Origin of the sequence: Kosakonia sp. YIM B13571 (genome assembly GCF_042788095.1) — a bacterium.
Classification (GTDB): Bacteria; Pseudomonadota; Gammaproteobacteria; order Enterobacterales; family Enterobacteriaceae; genus Kosakonia; species Kosakonia quasisacchari.
This window is the reverse complement of record NZ_JBHZPL010000002.1, coordinates 175,174-193,990: the sequence shown is the minus strand read 5'-3', so window position 1 is coordinate 193,990 and position 18,817 is coordinate 175,174. Positions and strand designations below refer to the sequence as shown.

Here is an 18,817-nt window from a genome sequence, read left to right as displayed (position 1 = left end):
CCGCCATGCTAAAGACAATGCGTAAACATGGCGTGACGCTGGCGCTGTTCGCCGCAGGTTCTACCGGGCTGACCGCCGCAATCGACCAAATGACGAAAACAACGATTGCCGACCAGGCTGCGCTGCAACAAAAAGCGCTATTTGATCAGGTGATCCCAGGCGACAGCTATAATAACTCGCTGCAACAGAGCTGTTTTCTGGTTAGCGATCCGGCGCTTGGCAAAGGGCAACACCATGTTTGGATTGCCAAAAAAGACGACAAGCCGGTTGCGGCTGTCCTTGAAGCGACCGCACCGGATGGTTACTCAGGCGCAATCCAACTGCTTGTTGGCGCAGATTTCAGCGGCACGGTGCTGGGTGTGCGCGTGACGGAGCACCATGAAACGCCGGGTCTCGGCGATAAAATTGAGTTGCGTATTTCCGACTGGATCACTCATTTCACCGGGAAGCGGATTGATGGCGCGACCGATGGCCACTTTGCGGTGAAAAAAGATGGCGGCGATTTCGATCAGTTTACCGGTGCGACCATCACGCCACGCGCGGTCGTTAATGCGGTAAAACGGACCGGCCTGTACGCAATGACACTACCGGAACAGCTTTCCCGTTTACCGGGTTGTGGAGAGTAAGCGATGAGCGAAGTCAAAGAGGTTATTGTTCAGGGGCTGTGGAAAAACAACTCTGCGCTGGTACAGCTGCTGGGTATGTGTCCGCTGCTGGCGGTGACATCCACCGCCACCAACGCGCTGGGGCTGGGGCTGGCGACAACGCTGGTTTTAACCCTGACCAACCTGTTTATTTCCACCCTGCGTCGCTGGACGCCGGATGAGATCCGCATCCCGATTTACGTGATGATCATCGCCTCGGTGGTCAGCGCGGTACAAATGCTGATCAACGCCTATGCGTTCGGTCTTTACCAGTCACTGGGCATTTTTATTCCGCTGATCGTCACCAACTGTATCGTGGTGGGGCGTGCTGAAGCGTTTGCGGCGAAAAAAGGCCCGGCACTTTCTGCACTCGATGGATTCTCGATTGGGATGGGTGCAACCTGTGCCATGTTCGTGCTGGGTTCGCTGCGTGAGATCCTCGGTAACGGCACGCTGTTTGACGGCGCTGATGGCCTGTTAGGCGGCTGGGCGAAAGTGCTGCGCATAGAAGTGTTCCACACCGATTCCCCATTCCTGCTGGCGATGTTGCCGCCGGGCGCGTTTATTGGCCTCGGCATGATGCTGGCGGTGAAATACCTTATCGATCAGAAGATGAAAAAACGCCGTGAAGCGGCGGCGACAGCGGCAAACGACAGCATTCAGGCCGCGCCCGGGAAGGCATAATGAATAAAGCAAAACGACTGGAAATTTTAACCCGCCTACGGGAAAACAATCCGCACCCGACCACCGAGCTGAATTTCACCTCGCCGTTTGAGCTGCTGATCGCCGTGCTGCTCTCCGCGCAGGCCACCGATGTCAGCGTTAACAAAGCCACTGCGCTGCTCTACCCGGTGGCAAACACACCCAAAGCGATGCTGGAACTGGGCGTTGAAGGCGTGAAACAGTACATCAAAACTATCGGCTTGTTTAACAGCAAAGCAGAGAATGTCATCAAGACCTGCCGTATTTTGCTGGAACAGCACAATGGCGAAGTGCCAGAAGACAGGGCCGCGCTGGAAGCCCTACCGGGCGTCGGGCGTAAGACCGCCAATGTGGTGCTCAACACCGCGTTTGGCTGGCCGACCATCGCTGTGGACACGCATATTTTTCGCGTTTCTAACCGCACGCGTTTCGCGCCGGGTAAAAACGTTGAGGAAGTTGAAGAGAAGCTGCTGAAAGTGGTGCCTGCTGAATTTAAAGTCGATTGCCACCACTGGTTGATCCTGCACGGGCGATACACCTGCATCGCCCGTAAGCCGCGCTGCGGCTCTTGCATTATCGAAGATCTGTGCGAGTACGACAGTAAAGTCGATATTTAACGCCCGTCAGAACGGGCGCATGATGGCCAGCAGAATGATCACCGCGACGGCGATAATGGTTATGCTGGTGGCATTGCGAATCGCCCCCATGCCCTTCACCGCTTCACCTGCCGCAATACGGCGCAGCGTGGCAGAGAGAAAACCATGCAGGCCGGAAAGCAACAGCACCACGCACACTTTTACTATCAACCACAGATGCGGCATCTGACCGTGCGCAATCACCATTACCGCACCCGCAACCCACAGCAGTAACATTGCAGGGGTGGTAATTTTGCGGCTCCAGCGGCGTACATTGCCCGCCAGCGCGACACGCGCGGTGTTATCCGCTTGTGTTGCGCACCAGCCGGCAACGACAGCCATAACCAGCATTCCGCCTATCCAGACGATGGCCGCCGCGATATGTAACGCATTGAGCCATGGATGAAAGTTCATATTTCGACTCCAGTGTAATAAAGACTGCGGCAAGTCTGACAGCGTATCTGCGCCCTGTCATGAACAATGCGCGACAAATAGAAGAAAAGGTCTGGGTATTGATTTCTGACTGATGACCCAACGAGTAGCGGATAAGAGAACTCGCTGATTTTATGTCATAACTTTATGTGATAACGCTCACGTCTCTGTAAATTACTCAAAATGTCGAATAATTGCGCACAGATCGTGATATTGAGCAAATAATCGTCCGCTTATGCGTATTTAATAAGGTTATTCCTTTTTTTAGAAGAAAAAAATCCAACTGATGGCAAATTCAGTCATTATTGCTAACACGATGTTAAAAAAGAGATTAGCAATGTACAGCAAATGGTTGCAGTGCAAACTTTAATCACGTTTAGCAAGAGATATGACCAGATTGATCACATAAACCAGCCCAATACACTACCATTACGGCAAAATAGCAGAACATATGCCTCAATGTGCAATCTAACCCCCGAACAGTAGTAGAAAAATCCACTTTTATTTCAATGCTGAAATTTAACTCTGAATAACAAATAAAAACACCGAGCATTGTAATGCACTGGATCTATGTAACAGAATATGTCAAAAGACTTGCCTGAACGCGCTGGATAGTGAACATTAACCGCCGTTTTCCCCTCCCAATATAACTATAAGCGTGATGAACTCTGGTCATTGCGCGCTGAACACCCCCGTTAATATGGGATGTAAAAAAAGAGGTATATGTGTCAACTGCAAACAAACCAACGGAAAGCGTCAGCCTGAACGCTTTTAAACAACCGAAAGCGTTTTATCTGATCTTCTCTATCGAGTTATGGGAACGTTTTGGTTACTACGGCCTGCAAGGGATTATGGCTGTTTACCTGGTGAAACAACTGGGTATGTCCGAAGCGGACTCTATCACATTGTTCTCCTCCTTCAGTGCACTGGTTTATGGCCTGGTTGCCATCGGTGGCTGGCTGGGTGACAAAGTGCTGGGCACCAAACGCGTGATTATGCTGGGCGCGATCGTGCTGGCCGTCGGTTATGCGCTGGTGGCGTGGTCCGGTCATGATGCGAACATTGTGTACATGGGCATGGCGGCAATCGCCGTAGGTAATGGCCTCTTTAAGGCCAACCCGTCCTCCCTGCTCTCCACCTGCTACGCGAAAGACGACCCGCGTCTGGATGGTGCATTTACTATGTACTATATGTCCGTTAACGTCGGTTCTTTCTTCTCCATGCTGGCAACCCCGTGGCTGGCCGCGAAATTCGGCTGGAGCACCGCGTTTGGTTTGAGCGTGGTGGGTCTGCTGATCACCATCGTTAACTTCTCCTTCTGCAAACGTTGGGTGAAAAACCACGGCTCTAAACCTGATTTCGAACCGTTGCGCGTTGGCTATCTGCTGGCGACCATTGTTGGGGTCGTGGTGCTGATCGCTATCGCCACCTGGCTGCTGCACAACCAGGGCATTGCGCGTATGGTGCTGGGCGTTGTCGCTTTGTGCATTATCTGCATCTTCGCCAAAGAGACCTTTGCGCTGAAAGGTGCTGCTCGTCGTAAAATGATTGTGGCCTTCATTCTGATGGTGCAAGCGATTGTCTTCTTCGTGCTCTACAGCCAGATGCCGACGTCGTTGAACTTCTTTGCTATCCGCAACGTTGAACACACCCTGTTCGGTATCGCTTTCGAACCTGAGCAATATCAGGCGCTGAACCCGTTCTGGATCATTATTGGTAGCCCGATTCTGGCCGCTATCTATAACAAAATGGGCGATACACTGCCGATGCCGCACAAATTTGCCATTGGTATGGTGCTGTGCTCTGGCGCATTCCTGGTGCTGCCGCTGGGCACGAAATTCGCATCTGATGCGGGTATCGTTTCCGTAAGCTGGCTGATCGCAAGCTATGGCCTGCAAAGTATCGGTGAACTGATGATCTCAGGTCTCGGCCTGGCGATGGTCGCGCAACTGGTGCCGCAGCGTCTGATGGGCTTTATCATGGGAAGCTGGTTCCTGACCACGGCGGGTGCGAACATTATCGCCGGCTATGTGGCTAATCAGATGGCTATCCCGGAAAACGTGACCGATCCGCTGATGTCACTGAACATCTACGGCAGCGTCTTCCTGCAAATTGGTATCGCTACGGCGGTTATCGCTTTGCTGATGATCCTCACCGCACCGAAGCTTAACCGCATGACGCAGAGCGAAGATAACACTCGCGAAACGTCGGAAACCGCTACGGCGTAATCGTCGCGGGGAACACGAAATATTCAGCCGTTAACGCAAGTTAGCGGCTTTTTTTTTATTCCACCGCGTAATAACCTATGCCGGAAATTAGCCATAAGGAAAAGACAATGAAACTGTTTTACAAGCCGGGTGCCTGCTCTCTCGCCTCACACATTGCTCTGCGTGAGACCGGAAAAGAGGTGAATCTTGTCAGCGTTGATCTGATGAAAAAGCGCCTGGAAAACGGCGATGATTTCTTCGCCATTAACCCGAAAGGGCAAATTCCGGCACTGCAACTCGATGACAACACCCTGGTAACCGAAGGCGTGGCGATTATGCAATACGTCGCTGACAGCGCGCCTGAGAGTCAGTTACTGGCACCTGTTGGCACCTTGCCACGTTACAAGACCCTGGAATGGCTGAACTTTATCGCAACCGAGTTGCATAAAGGCTTCACCCCGCTGTTCCGCCCGGATACACCGGAAGAGTACAAGCCGACCGTACGCGCCATGCTTGAGAAAAAAATGCACTACGTGAATGAATCTCTGAGCAATAACGCGTGGATCAGCGGTGCGAACTTTACCATTGCCGACGGTTATTTGTTTACGGTGTTGCGCTGGGCACGCGCAGTGAAATTGAATATGGAAGGTCTGTCGAATATTGACGCGTATATGGCGCGCGTTTCCGCTCGCCCTGCGGTGGCGGCTGCAATGGCGGCAGAAGGTATTCAGTAAAACGTGATTGCCCACGAACGCATTGTTCAGCGGGCATGAATAAAGGCGGGCTCCCGCCTTTTTTACAGCAATGTCGCGCTAAAAAGGTGCTTAGGCTGCGCAATTTTGTCCTGCGCCGCGACCACCTGTAATTCATACTCCTGCAGATTTTTGGTCGCCAGCATAATTTCATACACCGCCGCCGTTACATGTTCCAGCGCTTCACGCACGCTCGCACCCTGCAACAATTTCACCAGTAACAACCCGCTGGTCACATCGCCCACACCGACAGGCTGACGTACGCCAAAATCCACCAGCGGACGGCTAATGTGCCAGGCTTCATTGGGTGTCACCAGCAACATTTCAAAGCGATCGGCGCTCAAACCCGCGCGCGCCAGGTGTTTCACTAGCACAATTTGCGGCCCCTGCGCAATCAGCTCGCGCGCCGCAACCACCGCTTCTTCCACCGTGTTGACCGCATGCTCGCAGAGGATCTCCAGCTCAATCAGATTTGGCGCAATGATATCGCTGGCAGGTAAGGCGTGGCGGACATGAAACTCGGCAACCCCTGGCGCAACGATACAGCCTTTCTCCGGGTGCCCCATGACCGGATCGCAGAAATATTTCGCCTGCGGGTTGGCTGCTTTCACCTGACGGACGATACCCAGAATATGCTCGCCTTGCTCTGCCGAACCCAGATAACCACTCAGCACCGCGTCACAGCGCTTCAGTTGGTCAATCGCCGCAATGCCCTGCACAATTTCGGTCAGATGGACTGGCGGCATAACGCTACCGGTCCATTTGCCATACTGGGTATGGTTAGAAAACTGCACCGTGTTCAGCGGCCAGACGTTAGCGCCCAGGCGGCGCATGGGAAACTCGGCGGCACTGTTCCCCGCATGACCAAAGACCACATGCGATTGAATGGCGAGGATATTCTTCATTGTTGGTAGCCTTGCAAGAATGGAGCAACAAAGAGAAGGGAGTGATTTCTCACTCCCTTCGGCAGGTCTGTTTTTATTTCCAGCAGATCAAGCAGTAGTTTTTCTTACCGCGGCGCAGCAGCGTGTAGCGACCAAACAGGCGATCGCCGTCAGTAAAGAAATACTCCGGATCGGATTGTTTTTCGCCGTTGATGGTGACGGCGTTAGACGCGATGGTTTTACGCGCCTGGCCACGGGACGGCTGCAGCTCAGAATCAACCAGCGCCTGCATCAGATCGGCACCTTTTTCCATCTCAACCATCGGTACACCATCCTGCGCCAACTGCTCGAAATCGGCTTCGCTCAGGTCGCTCAATGTACCGTTGAACAGGCTCTCGGTGATACGTTTAGCGGCGATTAAGCCCTCTTCGCCATGTACCAGACGTGTCACCTGCTCAGCCAGCACATATTGCGCGCGCGGCGCTTTACCGCTGTTTTTGTCTTCTTCTTCCAGCGCGTTAATTTCCGCGATATCCATAAAGGTGAAGAACTTCAGGAAGCGATAAACGTCCGCATCGGCGGTGTTGATCCAAAACTGGTAGAACTTATACGGGCTGGTTTTCTTCGGATCCAGCCACACCGCGCCACCTTCGGTTTTACCAAATTTGGTGCCATCGGCTTTAGTGATCAGCGGAACCGTCAGGCCAAAGACCTGGTTTTGGTGCAGGCGGCGAGTCAGATCGATACCCGACGTGATGTTGCCCCACTGGTCCGAACCGCCAATTTGCAGCACCACGTCGTGCAGTTCGTTCAGACAGGCAAAGTCGTAACCTTGCAGCAGGTTGTAGGAAAACTCGGTGAACGAGATACCGACATCGTCACGGTTCAGACGCTGCTTGACCGCTTCTTTGTTAATCATCTGGTTAACAGAGAAGTGTTTGCCGATATCGCGCAGGAAGGTCAGCACGTTCATGCTACCAAACCAGTCATAGTTGTTCGCAGCGATAGCGGAGTTATCGCCACAATCGAAATCAAGGAACGGTGCAACCTGTTTGCGGATTTTATCTACCCACTCCTGCACGGTGTCTTCGGTATTCAGTTTACGCTCGGTGGCTTTAAAGCTCGGGTCGCCAATCAGACCCGTGGCGCCACCTACCAGCGCCACGGGCTTGTGGCCAGCCTGCTGGAAGCGTTTCAGGCATAACAATGGAACCAGATGCCCCAAATGCAAGCTGTCAGCGGTGGGATCGAAGCCGCAATAGAGCGCGATCGGGCCCTGCGCCAGTCGCTCTGCTAACGCTTCCTCATCCGTCACCTGGGCCACGAGGCCCCGCTCTTGCAATTGTTTAATCAAGTTACTGCTAGCCATCAAAATCTCCATGTATAAAACGGACTGCACCTTTGCCGGTACACGACTTTTCGCCAGATGCGAAAGGATACTTCATGGGGGGCAGATAGAATAAAGCGCCGGAACACGGAGTGCCAGCGCTTATAGCAACATTTTTCAGGGATTACGGCGCGAGGCGGTCAATTTTCCACGCAGCGTTCTCGCGCTGGTATAAAAAACGGTCATGCAGGCGATTGGCACCGCCTTGCCAGAACTCCATCTGGTCGATACTGACGCGGTAGCCACCCCAGAAACTGGGTAACGGGATTTCGCTCTGCTGGAATTTTTGCTTAAGTTCAAGGAACTTGCTTTCCAGAATACCGCGCGCGGAGATGCGGCTCGATTGTTTTGATACCCAGGCGCCGATTTGGCTGTCACGCGGGCGGCTGTGGAAATACTTCACCACTTCCAGGGTTGAAAGCCGTTCCGCTTTGCCGGTGACCATCACCTGGCGCTCCAGCATATGCCATGGGAACAGCAGACTCACTGCGGGGTTGTGTTCAATATGGTGTGCCTTACGGCTGCCAAGGTTGGTATAGAACACCAGCCCTTTCTCATCGTAATGCTTAAGTAACACGATGCGCTGGTAGGGCTGACTATTCTCATCTACCGTCGCCACGACCATTGCCGTCGGGTCAACGAGTTGGGCTTCACAGGCCTGCCCCAGCCAGCGTTCAAACAATGCCAACGGTTCGGCGGGAAGGTCACCGCGACGCAGACCACCTTTGGTGTATTCACGGCGTAGATGCGCGATTTGCTGCAATTGATCGTTATCAGACATGGCATTAGCGAAAGTAATCATCAGGTGGGGCTATTATGCGCCCCCCTGTAAAAATCTCAACGCTGTGGAATAAGCTGGCAATTATTCAACACGATGCGATCGCGTTTGTAGACGGTGGCACTCTCACCCTTCGACCAGAAAACGTAGACGCCATCGGTGTAGCGCGAGCCAGAGGCAGAAAGCCCTTGCTGTAAGGTCAGCAATTTATCATCCCAGACAAAACTCGCCTGCTGACGGGTGTTATTCATTTTTACGGTGAGCGGTTTTTCCTCACACTGGTAAACCAGCGTATCGGTATGCATGCGTTCTACAAACTGGTTGTAATAGCTGCATCCGGCAAGCAGTGCGGGCAGGCAGACGATAAGTATTTTTTTCATAGAGTATTCCCGGGACGGTCCTGGTCACGGAGGGCGAAACGCCCTCCCTAAGCCTGGTCAGTCTAGCCCGGTGCAACTAAAGTGAAATGCGGTTAACTCTGATTCTGCCGCGGGTTAGCAGGGAAAATCGCGCCGAGCACCGAAGCCGCAGAAGCGCCAGTGACGGATGGCAGATTGCCCGGCAGCCCGGCCAGAGTTCGCCACGCAAGCCAGGCGAACGCCAGCGCCTCCATGTCGTCGCCGCTGATACCGGCTTCATCGGTGGTAGTGACTTCTGTACCTGGCAGCAGCCCCGCCAGACGCGCCATAACCAACGGATTGCGACACCCACCGCCGCAGACCAGCAAGCGTTCACAACCGCCACTGAGCAGCACCTGCTCGGATATCGTCACTGCCGTTAATTCAGCCAGCGTCGCCTGCACATCGCTGGCGCTTAAACCCGGAAAGTGCGAAAGATGGCGTTCTAGCCAGCTGTAATTGAAATATTCACGGCCGGTGCTTTTCGGTGCGGGCGTGGCAAAGTAGGCATCACTTAGCATGTTTTGCAGTAGCGGCAGCACCACTTTGCCTTCGCTCGCCCACTGCGCATCTTTGTCGTAGGGTTTGCCTTTTTGCCGCCAAATCCACGCGTCCATGAGCATGTTGCCCGGCCCGGTGTCGTAACCTCTGACTGGCTGGCCGGGGATCAGAAGCGATAAATTGGCGATGCCACCAATGTTGAGCACCATGCGCCGTTCTACCGGGTGCGCCAGCAGTGCATGGTGAAAGGCAGGCACCAGCGGCGCGCCCTGCCCGCCAAGCGCGATATCACGGCGGCGAAAGTCACCGACCACCGTCACCCCCGTACGCGCCGCGATTTGGTTATTATCACCAATCTGCAGAGTATGCGGCGCAATGCCTGTCGGCTCATGCCAGACGGTTTGCCCGTGACAGCCAATTGCGACGATATCTTCCGGGCGGAGTTGCTCTCGGTCCATTAACGCCAGCACCGCGTCGGCAAACAATTTGCCCAGCTGGGTGTCCAGCCGCCCCAGTTGCGAAAGCGTGAGTTGCTGACCCTGACAAATACCGAGAATCGCCTCTTTTAACGGCAACGGAATGGGAAACGTCAGACTCGCTTGCTGCGCGACCATGGTTTCATCGATTGCCGCCAGCACCACATCAACCCCATCCAGACTTGTTCCAGACATCACCCCAATGTAGCGACCCGATTTCATACGCCTTCCTTTAATGCGTGACAGAAGAGCACCACTCCACCATAAAGCGGGGGTTAACGCCATCGGCTGCAAACACTTTTTAACAATCGGCTGGATTTCCGTTAAGTGAAATTGCGCCGGGCTGCGCTTATAATCGCTTCGTTTAAATCTGGTTAAACTCGCTTTGATTATTATTTTCACCGGGATTTGGCAGAAGATATGACCTGGTGTTGCTAAAATGCCATATAATTTAACCATGTTGGATGCCCACAAGGGCGTTTCATGGTGAACAGGAGACTCATAAATGATGTTACGTGCACTGGCAGTTTCGCTGATTGGTTTTTCTTTGGCTGGCTGCGTGAATAACGACACGCTTTCCGGTGATGTTTACTCTGCATCCGAAGCTAAACAGGTGCAGAATGTCACTTACGGCACCATTGTTAACGTCCGTCCGGTACAGATTCAGGGCGGCGACGATAACAATGTCATCGGCGCGCTTGGCGGTGCAGTGCTGGGTGGTTTCCTTGGCAATACCGTTGGTGGCGGTACGGGCCGTTCTCTGGCCACCGCAGCAGGCGCAGTAGCCGGTGGCGTTGCAGGGCAATCCGTCCAGGGTTCACTGAATAAAACGCAAGGCGTTGAGCTGGAAATTCGTAAAGATGATGGCAACACCATTATGGTCGTACAGAAACAGGGCAACACCCGTTTCTCCGCAGGTCAGCGCGTCGTAATGGCAAGCAACGGTCGTCAGATTACCGTTTCCCCGCGTTAATTCCCGCATCGGGTGGTCACGCCAGTGGCCGCCCTTTCTTATTGCCGATACTGAATGTTGATGTAAAAAAGCCTTGCGAATGCAAGGCTTTGCTGGTCAGTCTCGCGACTGAAGCTCATTGATATTTTGTTCCAGCCGGCCAATCATTTTAATCAACAGATCGAGTTCTTCCGCAGAGATCCCGGAAAGTATTTCCCCCCGAGTTTTACGAATAACCGTCTCCATCTCTTCAATGATTGGGTCCGCTTTTTCTGTCAATTTGATCCGCTTTGCCCGGCGATCGTTGGCGCAGGTCTGGCGAGAAATAAGGCCTTTCTCTTCCAGTTGATCCAGCGTACGCACCAGCGAAGGCTGCTCAATGCCAATCGCTTTTGCCAGTTGAATTTGCGACTGTTCGGGCGGCAGCTGATGAATATTATGCAGCGTTACCCAGTGAGTCTGCGTTAATTCCAGAGGTTTTAGGCGATGGTCAATCAAAGCGCGCCAGACGCGCACTAAGCGTGCCAGATCAGAACCTAATGGCGATTCCAATTTCATCTCCTTATAATTAGCTTGCTAAGTTATTATACTCATTTTAGAATAGTTTGCAGTATTTATATTGGTAAAACAAATGTATTGCGGTTCTCGCCGGGGCTTACGTTGAGATTCCACCTGCCTTAGCAACACGCAGTGATTGGCACTTATCTAATGATAATCACCAATCTGGCGATCCGTTAGGTTGCACAGGACACAAAGTGTGAAGTTGAACTCAAGTTTCCCGAACTTACCCCTGCAAGACCTGATTTTTGGCGCATCGGTCTATTTCCCTCCCGTATTTAAAGTGGTCATGCTGGGCTTTCTGTTCTGGCTTATCGCTCACCGCCTGTTGCGCGGGTGGATTTATGCGGGTGATATCTGGCACCCCATCCTGATGGATCTCTCCTTGTTTGTTATTGCGCTGAGCCTCGCCCTCGGCTTGCTAATGGTGTGGTAATTATGCGCCTGAAATCCCTGAAATATTTCTCCACTCTATTGGTGCTGGCAGTGGCGATTGTCGCGGCCTGGTGGATGTGGAACTTTTATATGCAATCCCCCTGGACGCGTGACGGTAAAATCCGCGCTGAGCAAGTCAGTATTACGCCGCAAGTCTCAGGCAGCATCACCGAATTGAAGGTAAAAGATAACCAGTTTGTTAAGGCAGGTGATCTGCTATTTCGTCTCGACGATACGCCTTATCACATTGCTGAACTAAACGCCGAGGCCCAACTGGCTCGTACGCAAACCGATCTGGCGAAAGCGAATAACGAAGCCACTCGCCGTCGCCATCTCTCACAAAACTACATCTCCGCAGAAGATCTCGATACTGCCAATATTAGTGTTAAAGCCGCTCAGGCAAGTGTTGCGGCGGCGCAGGCGCAACTTGCACAGGCACAATGGCAATTGGCACAAACTCAGGTTAGGGCACCAGTGGACGGCTGGATCACGAACCTTTCCACCCGCACCGGGAATTACGCCACCGCCGGGCAACCAGTTTTCGCGCTGGTAGACAGCCATTCTTTTTATGTGATGGGTTACTTCGAAGAGACCAAATTGCGTCATATCCATGAAGGGGCAACAGCGAAAATTGTGCTTTATAGTGGAGACATTACGTTACAGGGTCACGTCTCAAGTATTGGTCGCGCTATCTATGATCAAAGTATCGAAACTGACAGCGGTTTGGTTGCCGATATCAAACCGAACGTGCCGTGGGTACGGCTGGCGCAGCGTGTGCCGGTACGTATTCAGTTTGATAATCTGCCCGCCGGGCTGACGCTGATTTCCGGTACCACTTGCACCGTGGCGATTGGCGGGCAGTAATGAAATTGCCGGTCTGGCTCTGGCAAAATCTGCCGTGGGTGAAAGCCTCTACCGGGCAGTGGCGCTATGCGCTGCGCAACGGCGTCGCTATGTGTCTGGCACTCACGGTGGCTTATTATCTCAATCTCGATGAACCATACTGGGCCATGACATCCGCCGCCGTCGTCAGCTTCCCCACTGTCGGCGGCGTGATCAGTAAAAGCCTCGGCCGTATTGCCGGGAGCCTGCTTGGGGCCAGCGCGGCGCTGATCATTGCCGGGCAGACACTCAACGATCCGTGGCTGTTTCTGTTTGCTATGGCTGCCTGGATTGGCCTTTGTACCTGGGCTTGCGCGCAGTTCACCAATAATGTCGCTTATGCCTTTCAACTGGCAGGTTATACCGCCGCGATTATCGCTTTCGCAATGGTCGATGTGACCGATATTGCCGAGCTGTGGGACATTGCTCAGGCACGCGTATGCGAAGTGATTCTGGGAATTTTGTGCGGCGGCATGATGATGATGATCCTGCCCGGTAACGCGGACGGTACAACCCTGCTGTCGGCATTGAAAAGAATGCATGCGCGGTTGCTGGAACATGCAAGCCTCCTGTGGCAACCAGAAACCACAGACGCAATCCGTACCGCACATGAGAGCGTTATCGGCCAGATCCTCACGACCAATTTACTGCGAATTCAGGCGTTCTGGAGCCATTACCGTTTCCGGCGGCAAAACAGTTTGCTTACTTGGTTACTGCACCAGCAGTTGCGCATGACCAGTGTGATCTCAAGCCTGCGCAGAATGCTACTGAACTGGCCCGACGCCCCGGAAAATGTGCGCCCGGTTCTCGAACAATTGCTTGCCGCGCTTGCTCACCCGCGCACGGATGCGCTTACCGTCGCGCGTATTATTGCCCCGCTCGCGCCCGGAATAAGCGGCGATTATCGGCACCACGCATTCTGGCAGCGGTTACGCTACTTTTGCTGTTTATACCTCACCAGTAGCCGCTGGCTGGCACGCGTGGAGAATGCTTCGCCGGTCAGCAGCTATACGCCGACGAGAAGCCCGGGGTTGATGCGTTATACGGATAATGCCGAAGCGCTGTGGAGCGGCATTCGCACTTTTTGCGCACTGAGTCTGGTCGGCGCATGGAGCATCAATACGCAGTGGGAATCGGGTTCGGCGGCGCTGACGCTGGCGGCTATCAGCTGTGTGCTCTACTCCGTCTCGCCCGCGCCGTTTAACTCCCTGACGCTGCTGCTGCGCACCTTGATATTGCTGTCGCTGTTCAGCTTTATAGTGAAATTCGGCCTGATGGTGCAAATCAGCGAGCTGGTGGTGTTTCTGCTGTTTTTGTTCCCGCTGTTAACCACCCTACAATTGTTGAAACTGCAAATGCCAAAACTGGCCGGGTTGTGGGGGCAATTGATTGTTTTTATGGGCTCATTTATCGCAGTGACCAATCCACCGGTTTATGACTTTGCTGATTTCTTAAATGACAATCTGGCGAAGATCTTAGGCGTTGCGCTAGCGTGGCTTGCTTTCGCCGTGTTACGCCCCGGTTCGGATGCCCGCAAAAGCCGGCGCCACATTCGCACGCTGCGCCGCAGTTTTGTTGATCAACTCAGCCGCCTGCCGCAGTTGAGTGAGCATGAGTTTGAGTCAGTCGTCTACCATCACATTAGCCAGTTAAGTCATAGCCAGGACGCCCCAGCGCGGCGCTGGCTGCTGCGCTGGGGCGTTGTGTTGTTGAATTGTTCACATGTTGTCTGGCAGCTACGCAGTTGGGAAATCCGTTCGGATCCTCTCGCCAAAGTCCGCGAGTTATGCATTGTTTTATTGCGGGATGTGATGAGTGAGCGTGGCGTCCAGCAACGAACGCTTTCTGCCACGCTGGCAGAGCTACAGCGGATTAGCGCGGTGCTGGGTAAACATCACCAGCCTGCCGCGCGAGAACTGGCTTCGGTTGTCTGGCGCTTATATTGCGCGCTCTCGCAACTGGAGCAAGCCCCGGCAGCCGGGACGCTTACTTGATCACGCCACAAGCGTAACGTGCACCGCCACCGCCGAGCGGTTTCGGTTGATCGGACATATTATCGCCGCCAACGTGCACCATCAGCGCTTTGCCTTTCACGTCCGAGAGTTTTTTCAGACGCGGAGCCACCACCGGGTCGGTCGCTTTTCCGTCGTTGTTGACGACCAGCACTGGCAGGTCGCCTAAATGTCCTGCGCCCTCTGGCCCTTCATGCTTGCCGGTGTGTTGCGGATCGAGATGCCCTCCTGCCGCTTCAGCCGCAGAGGCTTTCCCCTCTTTAATAGCAGGCTGGCAACTGCCTTTGGCATGGACGTGAAAACCATGCTCGCCGGGCGGCAGGGCTTTCAGGTCTGGCGCAAATTCCAGCCCTTTATCGGTTTCGCTGATTTTTACACTACCAACAGACTGCCCAACGCCTTGCGCAGTGACCAGGTTCATTTCCACTTCTTCACTGGCGGCTTGCGCCCCGGCGCAAACAACGAGCGCCAGCACAGCCAGACTAAAACGCTTCATATGACCTCCTTTGGTATGTTTTGCCCTGTAAGTTTAAACCAGGATGGCAGATTTCACCGGGAGGTCATTTGCCTGCGTTATGGAACGTCGTAACCGAGTGCCGCTTTGCGAATACGGAACCACTGCTGGCGCGTCATCTGTAGGTTCAATGCTCCCAGCGCTGAACGTACGCGCTCAATTTTACCCGAGCCAATAATCGGCAGTGGCGCAGACGGCAGACGCATCACCCAGGCATAGACCACCTGTTCGATGGTTTCAGCATTCAATTCCAGCGCAACGCGCGCCAGTTCATCACGCAGCGGTTGGAACGCCGCATCGTTAAACAGACGCCCGCCGCCGAGACATGACCATGCCATCGGGCGAATACGCAACTGTTGCAGTTGATCCAGCGTGCCATCCAGCAGTAGGGGCTGGTGTACTGGCGAGATCTCGACCTGGTTGGTCGCCAGCGTAAACGGCAGGCGTGACTGCAACAGTGAGAACTGAGCCGGTGTGAAGTTAGAAACGCCAAAATGGTGTACTTTTCCGCTCTGATGCAAATGCAGAAAAGCTTCCGCCACCTCATCGGCGTCCATCAACGGATCGGGACGGTGGATCAGTAATAAATCAAGGTGATCGGTGGCAAGATTCACCAGCGACTGCTCGGCACTGCGAATGATGTGGTCGCGCTCAGTAATGTAATGACCCAGCGCATGTTCCGGTTTTGCGGTGGTGGCAATCCCGCATTTGCTGACAATCTCCATGCGGGCACGCAGATGTGGAGCGAGTTTCAGCGCCTCGCCAAATGCGGCTTCACACTGATAACCGCCATAGATATCCGCGTGATCAACCGTGGTAACACCAAGATCAAGATGAGATTCGATAAAGCTAACCAGCTGTTGCGGGGACATGTTCCAGTCCATTAAACGCCAGTAGCCCATCACAAAACGGGAGAATTCCGGGCCTTGCGGCGCGAGGGCAATACGTTGAACCATAATGATTTCCTCGAAGGTAATTTGCCTTCGAGTATACGCATTTTCGCTATTAAAACAGTGAAGGTTGCTGAGGTTCTTCCGCAGGAGACGCTTTGTTTGCGCGCATTTTGCGCTGCAAGCGCTGGCGGCACAAGCGCAGCACCTCCTGCTTTTGTGTATCGGTCATCTTTTGCCAGTTAAAACGTTCATCGCGGCTACGCATGCAGCCACGACAAAAGCCACGCTCATCCGACTGGCAAATACCGCGGCACGGGCTCTGGACGGGGAAAAACTCCAGTTGTTCTGGCACAGTTGTCTCCGTTAAAACAGGCAGTTCCTTTTATTGAAGACTGCCTGTCGGCAACGTGCAAGGTGAAAAGCGCATTGTTTGCCACTTGCACCAGACCGATCGGTCTAGTAGAGTGGCGCGATGAGCAGAAATACCGAACACGACACGCGCGAACATTTACTGGCGACCGGCGAGCAGCTTTGCATGCATCGCGGGTTTACCGGTATGGGCCTGAGCGAATTGCTGAAAACGGCGGAAGTGCCAAAAGGATCTTTTTACCACTATTTTCGCTCCAAAGAGGCATTCGGCGTGGCGTTACTTGAGCGTCACTACGCAGGTTATCACCAGCGACTGGCGACCCATTTTGCCAGCGGACCGGGAAATTACCGCGACAGACTACTGGCGTATTATCAGGAGACGCTCCGGCAGTTTAGCCAACAGGGAATTATTAGCGGCTGCCTGACAGTGAAACTGTCGGCTGAAGTGTGCGATCTGTCGGAAGATATGCGTTCAGCAATGGACAAAGGCGCGCGCGGCGTTATCGCTCTGCTCGCGGATACGCTGGAAAAAGGGCGTAACGATCGCAGCTTAACGTTTCAGGGCGAACCACTAACGCAGGCGCAAGTGTTGTACTCCCTGTGGTTAGGTGCCAATTTGCAGGCCAAAATTTCGCGAAGTGCCCTGCCGCTGGAAAGCGCGCTGGCACACGCAAAGAACATCATCGCAACGCCTGTCTGATAGCAGGCATTTTTATTTCACTTTTTACTAGTCGACCGGTCTATTCAGGAGTTGTTATGTCCAGTAAATTATTTACGCCGCTGAAAGTGGGCGCAGTTACCGTTCCAAACCGCGTTTTTATGGCTCCGTTGACGCGACTGCGCAGCATCGAACCGGGTGATATTCCCACGCCGTTGATGGCGGAATATTATCGTCAACGCGCCAGCTCGGGCCTGATTATCAGCGAAGCCACGCAAATCTCCGCCCAGGCGAAAGGCTATGCCGGCGCACCGGGTCTGCACAGCGCGGAGCAAATCGCGGCATGGCAGAAAATCACCGATGCGGTTCATCGCGAAAACGGCCGTATTGCCGTACAACTGTGGCACACCGGTCGTATCTCACACAGCAGTCTGCAACCGGGCGGAGCAGCGCCGGTCGCACCGTCGGCCACCAACGCAGGCACTCGCACCTCTCTGCGTGATGCCAACGGCAACGCCACGCGTGAAGACACATCCACGCCGCGCGCGCTGGAAATCGACGAAATACCGGGTATTGTTAATGACTTCCGCCAGGCTGTAGCCAATGCGCGCGATGCCGGGTTTGACCTGGTTGAGCTGCACTCGGCTCATGGCTATCTGTTGCACCAGTTCCTTTCACCGTCCGCCAACCAGCGTACCGATCAGTACGGCGGCAGCGTGGAAAATCGCGCGCGCCTGGTACTGGAAGTGGTCGACGCGGTGAGCAAAGAGTGGGATGCAGAGCGCATTGGTATTCGCGTGTCCCCTATCGGCTCTTTCCAGAACATGGATAACGGCCCGAACGAGGAAGCCGATGCGTTGTATCTGATTGAAGAACTGGGCAAGCGTGGCATTGCTTACCTGCATATGTCAGAGCCGGACTGGGCAGGTGGCGAACCGTACACCGACGCTTTCCGTGAAAAAGTACGCGCACGTTTCCACGGCCCGATCATTGGCGCTGGTGCCTATACTCCGGAAAAAGCAGAAGAGTTGATCGAGAAAGGTCTGATTGATGCGGTAGCCTTTGGCCGCGCCTATATCGCCAACCCGGATCTGGTGAAACGTCTGCAACTGAAAGCGGAACTGAACCCACAGCGCCCGGAAAGCTTCTATGGCGGCGGCGCGGAAGGTTACACCGACTACCCTTCTCTGTGATCCTCTGATTGTTGATTGATAGCGGCGGGCCTGCGCCGCTATACTAAAACTGTGTTTCTATTCGGAACGTTAACACATTCATAAAAGAGGATATTATGCGCTTACTTCACACCATGCTGCGCGTCGGCAACCTGCAACGCTCCATCGAATTTTATACTACCGTGCTGGGCATGAAGCTGCTGCGTACCAGTGAAAACCCGGAATATAAATATTCGCTGGCTTTCGTTGGCTACGGCCCGGAAAGCGAAGAAGCGGTGATTGAACTGACCTACAACTGGGGCGTGGAAAGCTACGATCTGGGCAATGCTTATGGTCATATCGCGCTGAGCGTGGAAAACGCGGCGCAAGCTTGCGAAGCTATCCGCAACAACAGTGGTAATGTCACGCGTGAAGCGGGTCCGGTAAAAGGTGGAACCACGGTTATCGCCTTTGTTGAAGATCCGGACGGTTACAAAATCGAGCTAATCGAAGAGAAAGACGCCGGTAACGGCCTGGGTAACTGATCCCCACCGGGCGCGGTTTGCGCCCGCTGTTTTACATCCCTTCGTAAAATTT

The 18,817-nt window shown here is 53.8% G+C and carries 22 protein-coding genes; 12 read left to right on the top strand and 10 right to left on the bottom strand.

Annotated features, from left to right (window positions below; all coding sequences use genetic code 11):
* Positions 1 to 5 precede the first annotated feature (5 nt).
* The 3 genes from rsxG to nth are packed head-to-tail and all read left to right on the top strand — an operon-like array spanning position 6 to position 1,963.
* Complete coding sequence (gene rsxG / locus ACFX4O_RS06070) at positions 6 to 626, top strand: electron transport complex subunit RsxG (protein WP_131412279.1); 621 nt, start codon at positions 6 to 8, stop codon at positions 624 to 626.
* Positions 627 to 629: 3 nt separating this feature from the next.
* Positions 630 to 1,328, top strand: a complete 699-nt coding sequence (locus ACFX4O_RS06065) for an electron transport complex subunit E (RefSeq protein ID WP_380207747.1) — start codon at positions 630 to 632, stop codon at positions 1,326 to 1,328.
* The gene (nth, locus tag ACFX4O_RS06060) at positions 1,328 to 1,963 is read left to right on the top strand and encodes an endonuclease III (protein ID WP_097402087.1); all 636 of its coding nucleotides are present in this window, start codon (positions 1,328 to 1,330) and stop codon (positions 1,961 to 1,963) included. The genes ACFX4O_RS06065 and nth overlap by 1 nt, the downstream gene beginning before the upstream one ends.
* Positions 1,964 to 1,969: 6 nt before the next feature.
* On the opposite strand, the gene ACFX4O_RS06055 is transcribed toward nth, so the two are convergent.
* Positions 1,970 to 2,395 carry a CopD family protein gene (locus ACFX4O_RS06055; RefSeq protein WP_380207746.1) on the bottom strand — a complete coding sequence of 142 codons (426 nt, stop codon included), beginning with the start codon at positions 2,393 to 2,395 and terminating at the stop codon, positions 1,970 to 1,972.
* A gap of 743 nt (positions 2,396 to 3,138) precedes the next feature.
* On the opposite strand from ACFX4O_RS06055, the gene dtpA reads away from it, so the two are divergent.
* On the top strand, positions 3,139 to 4,641 hold the full coding sequence (gene dtpA / locus ACFX4O_RS06050) for a dipeptide/tripeptide permease DtpA (protein ID WP_131412271.1): 1,503 nt from the start codon (positions 3,139 to 3,141) through the stop codon (positions 4,639 to 4,641).
* A gap of 107 nt (positions 4,642 to 4,748) precedes the next feature.
* Positions 4,749 to 5,354 carry a glutathione transferase GstA gene (gene gstA, locus ACFX4O_RS06045; protein ID WP_131412269.1) on the top strand — a complete coding sequence of 202 codons (606 nt, stop codon included), beginning with the start codon at positions 4,749 to 4,751 and terminating at the stop codon, positions 5,352 to 5,354.
* Positions 5,355 to 5,416: 62 nt separating this feature from the next.
* Here the strand turns inward: gstA and pdxY are convergent, their stop codons facing one another.
* From pdxY to anmK, 5 genes are all read right to left on the bottom strand, one after another.
* Positions 5,417 to 6,277: a pyridoxal kinase PdxY gene (gene pdxY / locus ACFX4O_RS06040; RefSeq protein ID WP_380207745.1), complete on the bottom strand. Its 861-nt coding sequence runs from the start codon at positions 6,275 to 6,277 to the stop codon at positions 5,417 to 5,419.
* A gap of 73 nt (positions 6,278 to 6,350) precedes the next feature.
* Entirely contained in the window at positions 6,351 to 7,625 is a 1,275-nt protein-coding gene (gene tyrS, locus ACFX4O_RS06035) for a tyrosine--tRNA ligase (protein ID WP_380207744.1), read from the bottom strand.
* Between the two features lie 142 nt (positions 7,626 to 7,767).
* Positions 7,768 to 8,424, bottom strand: a complete 657-nt coding sequence (pdxH, locus tag ACFX4O_RS06030; RefSeq protein WP_380208030.1) for a pyridoxamine 5'-phosphate oxidase — start codon at positions 8,422 to 8,424, stop codon at positions 7,768 to 7,770.
* 56 nt (positions 8,425 to 8,480) lie between these two features.
* Complete coding sequence (mliC, locus tag ACFX4O_RS06025; RefSeq protein ID WP_131412263.1) at positions 8,481 to 8,801, bottom strand: C-type lysozyme inhibitor; 321 nt, start codon at positions 8,799 to 8,801, stop codon at positions 8,481 to 8,483.
* Between the two features lie 92 nt (positions 8,802 to 8,893).
* Positions 8,894 to 10,018 carry an anhydro-N-acetylmuramic acid kinase gene (gene anmK / locus ACFX4O_RS06020; protein ID WP_131412261.1) on the bottom strand — a complete coding sequence of 375 codons (1,125 nt, stop codon included), beginning with the start codon at positions 10,016 to 10,018 and terminating at the stop codon, positions 8,894 to 8,896.
* A 283-nt stretch (positions 10,019 to 10,301) separates the two neighbouring features.
* Here anmK and slyB point away from each other — a divergent pair, with 283 nt between their 5' ends.
* Positions 10,302 to 10,769 carry an outer membrane lipoprotein SlyB gene (slyB, locus tag ACFX4O_RS06015; RefSeq protein WP_131412259.1) on the top strand — a complete coding sequence of 156 codons (468 nt, stop codon included), beginning with the start codon at positions 10,302 to 10,304 and terminating at the stop codon, positions 10,767 to 10,769.
* A 96-nt stretch (positions 10,770 to 10,865) separates the two neighbouring features.
* Here slyB and slyA read toward each other — a convergent pair whose 3' ends face one another.
* Complete coding sequence (gene slyA / locus ACFX4O_RS06010) at positions 10,866 to 11,306, bottom strand: transcriptional regulator SlyA (RefSeq protein WP_131412257.1); 441 nt, start codon at positions 11,304 to 11,306, stop codon at positions 10,866 to 10,868.
* Between the two features lie 199 nt (positions 11,307 to 11,505).
* On the opposite strand from slyA, the gene ACFX4O_RS06005 reads away from it, so the two are divergent.
* Genes ACFX4O_RS06005 through ACFX4O_RS05995 form a run of 3 tightly spaced genes read left to right on the top strand, consistent with a single transcriptional unit; the run spans position 11,506 to position 14,617 of the window.
* Entirely contained in the window at positions 11,506 to 11,742 is a 237-nt protein-coding gene (locus ACFX4O_RS06005; protein WP_380207743.1) for a DUF1656 domain-containing protein, read from the top strand.
* Between the two features lie 2 nt (positions 11,743 to 11,744).
* On the top strand, positions 11,745 to 12,605 hold the full coding sequence (locus ACFX4O_RS06000; RefSeq protein ID WP_380207742.1) for an efflux RND transporter periplasmic adaptor subunit: 861 nt from the start codon (positions 11,745 to 11,747) through the stop codon (positions 12,603 to 12,605).
* A complete protein-coding gene (locus tag ACFX4O_RS05995; protein ID WP_380207741.1) occupies positions 12,605 to 14,617 on the top strand; it encodes an FUSC family protein in 2,013 nt (670 codons plus the stop codon). The genes ACFX4O_RS06000 and ACFX4O_RS05995 overlap by 1 nt, the downstream gene beginning before the upstream one ends.
* On the opposite strand, the gene sodC is transcribed toward ACFX4O_RS05995, so the two are convergent.
* From sodC to ACFX4O_RS05980, 3 genes are all read right to left on the bottom strand, one after another.
* Positions 14,610 to 15,131 (bottom strand): superoxide dismutase [Cu-Zn] SodC, encoded by a 522-nt coding sequence (sodC, locus tag ACFX4O_RS05990; protein ID WP_131412250.1) that lies wholly within the window; start codon positions 15,129 to 15,131, stop codon positions 14,610 to 14,612. The two genes, ACFX4O_RS05995 and sodC, sit on opposite strands and share 8 nt — an antisense overlap.
* Positions 15,132 to 15,208: 77 nt before the next feature.
* Positions 15,209 to 16,105 carry an aldo/keto reductase family oxidoreductase gene (locus tag ACFX4O_RS05985; RefSeq protein WP_380207740.1) on the bottom strand — a complete coding sequence of 299 codons (897 nt, stop codon included), beginning with the start codon at positions 16,103 to 16,105 and terminating at the stop codon, positions 15,209 to 15,211.
* Positions 16,106 to 16,154: 49 nt separating this feature from the next.
* Positions 16,155 to 16,394, bottom strand: coding sequence for a DUF1289 domain-containing protein (locus ACFX4O_RS05980; protein ID WP_200551824.1), 240 nt, complete (start codon positions 16,392 to 16,394; stop codon positions 16,155 to 16,157).
* A 120-nt stretch (positions 16,395 to 16,514) separates the two neighbouring features.
* Between ACFX4O_RS05980 and ACFX4O_RS05975 the strand changes: the two genes are divergently transcribed.
* The 3 genes from ACFX4O_RS05975 to gloA all read left to right on the top strand — a co-directional run bounded on the left by ACFX4O_RS05975 (position 16,515) and on the right by gloA (position 18,765).
* Complete coding sequence (locus ACFX4O_RS05975; protein WP_380207739.1) at positions 16,515 to 17,111, top strand: TetR/AcrR family transcriptional regulator; 597 nt, start codon at positions 16,515 to 16,517, stop codon at positions 17,109 to 17,111.
* Between the two features lie 56 nt (positions 17,112 to 17,167).
* Positions 17,168 to 18,262, top strand: a complete 1,095-nt coding sequence (locus ACFX4O_RS05970; RefSeq protein ID WP_380207738.1) for an alkene reductase — start codon at positions 17,168 to 17,170, stop codon at positions 18,260 to 18,262.
* Between the two features lie 95 nt (positions 18,263 to 18,357).
* On the top strand, positions 18,358 to 18,765 hold the full coding sequence (gene gloA / locus ACFX4O_RS05965; RefSeq protein WP_380207737.1) for a lactoylglutathione lyase: 408 nt from the start codon (positions 18,358 to 18,360) through the stop codon (positions 18,763 to 18,765).
* Positions 18,766 to 18,817: the final 52 nt, after the last annotated feature.

Bases quoted from the DNA above. Each gene is read 5' to 3' on its own strand.
- tyrS (WP_380207744.1), bottom strand. From the start codon at position 7,625: ATGGCTAGCAGTAACTTGATTAAACAATTGCAAGAGCGGGGCCTCGTG.
- ACFX4O_RS05970 (WP_380207738.1), top strand. From the start codon at position 17,168: ATGTCCAGTAAATTATTTACGCCGCTGAAAGTGGGCGCAGTTACCGTT.
- slyB (WP_131412259.1), top strand. From the start codon at position 10,302: ATGATGTTACGTGCACTGGCAGTTTCGCTGATTGGTTTTTCTTTGGCT.
- sodC (WP_131412250.1), bottom strand. From the start codon at position 15,131: ATGAAGCGTTTTAGTCTGGCTGTGCTGGCGCTCGTTGTTTGCGCCGGG.
- anmK (WP_131412261.1), bottom strand. From the start codon at position 10,018: ATGAAATCGGGTCGCTACATTGGGGTGATGTCTGGAACAAGTCTGGAT.
- ACFX4O_RS06055 (WP_380207746.1), bottom strand. From the start codon at position 2,395: ATGAACTTTCATCCATGGCTCAATGCGTTACATATCGCGGCGGCCATC.
- ACFX4O_RS06065 (WP_380207747.1), top strand. From the start codon at position 630: ATGAGCGAAGTCAAAGAGGTTATTGTTCAGGGGCTGTGGAAAAACAAC.
- nth (WP_097402087.1), top strand. From the start codon at position 1,328: ATGAATAAAGCAAAACGACTGGAAATTTTAACCCGCCTACGGGAAAAC.
- ACFX4O_RS05975 (WP_380207739.1), top strand. From the start codon at position 16,515: ATGAGCAGAAATACCGAACACGACACGCGCGAACATTTACTGGCGACC.
- rsxG (WP_131412279.1), top strand. From the start codon at position 6: ATGCTAAAGACAATGCGTAAACATGGCGTGACGCTGGCGCTGTTCGCC.
- pdxY (WP_380207745.1), bottom strand. From the start codon at position 6,277: ATGAAGAATATCCTCGCCATTCAATCGCATGTGGTCTTTGGTCATGCG.
- pdxH (WP_380208030.1), bottom strand. From the start codon at position 8,424: ATGTCTGATAACGATCAATTGCAGCAAATCGCGCATCTACGCCGTGAA.
- slyA (WP_131412257.1), bottom strand. From the start codon at position 11,306: ATGAAATTGGAATCGCCATTAGGTTCTGATCTGGCACGCTTAGTGCGC.
- ACFX4O_RS05995 (WP_380207741.1), top strand. From the start codon at position 12,605: ATGAAATTGCCGGTCTGGCTCTGGCAAAATCTGCCGTGGGTGAAAGCC.
- ACFX4O_RS06000 (WP_380207742.1), top strand. From the start codon at position 11,745: ATGCGCCTGAAATCCCTGAAATATTTCTCCACTCTATTGGTGCTGGCA.
- ACFX4O_RS05985 (WP_380207740.1), bottom strand. From the start codon at position 16,105: ATGGTTCAACGTATTGCCCTCGCGCCGCAAGGCCCGGAATTCTCCCGT.
- gstA (WP_131412269.1), top strand. From the start codon at position 4,749: ATGAAACTGTTTTACAAGCCGGGTGCCTGCTCTCTCGCCTCACACATT.
- gloA (WP_380207737.1), top strand. From the start codon at position 18,358: ATGCGCTTACTTCACACCATGCTGCGCGTCGGCAACCTGCAACGCTCC.
- mliC (WP_131412263.1), bottom strand. From the start codon at position 8,801: ATGAAAAAAATACTTATCGTCTGCCTGCCCGCACTGCTTGCCGGATGC.